General features: G+C 52.2%; 1 rRNA gene. It reads right to left on the reverse strand.

The features are described from left to right. Positions 1–737 (reverse strand): 23S ribosomal RNA (locus AC3WTP_RS23310); the annotation flags it as partial.

Below are 737 nucleotides of genomic sequence, written 5' to 3' on the forward strand. Positions count from 1 at the left end.
TCCGAGGCTAGCCCTAAAGCTATTTCGGGGAGAACCAGCTATCTCCGAGTTCGATTGGAATTTCTCCGCTACCCCCACCTCATCCCCGAATTTTTCAACATTCGTGGGTTCGGGCCTCCAGTGCGTGTTACCGCACCTTCACCCTGGACAGGGGTAGATCACACGGTTTCGGGTCTACGTCTACATACTCAATCGCCCTATTCAGACTCGCTTTCGCTTCGGCTCCGTCTCTTCAACTTAACCTTGCATGCAAACGTAACTCGCCGGTTCATTCTACAAAAGGCACGCCATCACCCATAGATCGGGCTCTGACTTCTTGTAAGCACACGGTTTCAGGTTCTATTTCACTCCCCTTCCGGGGTGCTTTTCACCTTTCCCTCACGGTACTGCTTCACTATCGGTCACCAGGGAGTATTTAGCCTTAGCAGATGGTCCTGCCAGATTCCCACGGGGTTTCACGTGACCCGCGGTACTCGGGATCCGTCTCGGAGGTCCTCCACTTTCGTCTACAGGGCTATTACCTGCTATGGCCGGCCTTTCCAGACCTGTTCGACTAATCGAGAACTTTGTAACTCCATGTGAGACGTCCCACAACCCCAGAGAGCAAGCTCTCTGGTTTAGGCTTTTCCGCGTTCGCTCGCCGCTACTTACGGAATCACTATTGTTTTCTCTTCCTGAGGGTACTTAGATGTTTCAGTTCCCCTCGTATGCCATCTTACACCCTATGTATTCAGGTG

The sequence above is a fragment of the Paenibacillus sp. EB106-04-04-XG159 genome (assembly GCF_058791835.1).